At 65.6% G+C, this 520-nt stretch carries 1 protein-coding gene; it reads left to right on the top strand.

Going from position 1 to position 520, the window contains the following annotated elements:
* On the top strand, positions 1 to 520 hold a 520-nt coding region (locus LMU33_RS40915; RefSeq protein ID WP_249814974.1), incomplete at both ends, for an alpha-amylase family glycosyl hydrolase.

Genomic DNA, 520 nt, shown 5'->3' with positions numbered 1-520 from the left:
GTCTGGGCCGACGACGACAAGCAGTTCCAGGACGCCCGGATCATCTTCGTCGACACCGAGGCCTCCAACTGGACGTACGACCCGGTACGCAAGCAGTACTACTGGCACCGCTTCTTCTCGCACCAGCCGGACCTCAACTACGAGAACCCGGCGGTGCAGGAGGAGATGATCTCCGCGCTGAAGTTCTGGCTGGATCTCGGCATCGACGGGTTCCGGCTGGACGCGGTGCCGTACCTGTACCAGCAGGAGGGCACCAACTGCGAGAACCTGCCGGCGACCCACGAGTTCCTCAGGCGGGTGCGCAAGGAGATCGACGCCCAGTACCCCGACAAGGTGCTGCTGGCGGAGGCCAACCAGTGGCCGGAGGACGTCGTCGACTACTTCGGGGACTACGCCTCCGGCGGCGACGAGTGCCACATGGCGTTCCACTTCCCCGTCATGCCGCGCATCTTCATGGCCGTACGCCGCGAGTCCCGCTACCCCGTCTCCGAGATCCTCGCCAAGACGCCGGCCATCCCCT

Source organism: Streptomyces barringtoniae (genome assembly GCF_020819595.1).
GTDB lineage: Bacteria > Actinomycetota > Actinomycetes > Streptomycetales > Streptomycetaceae > Streptomyces > Streptomyces barringtoniae.
This window is presented reverse-complemented; position numbering and strand designations above follow the sequence as displayed.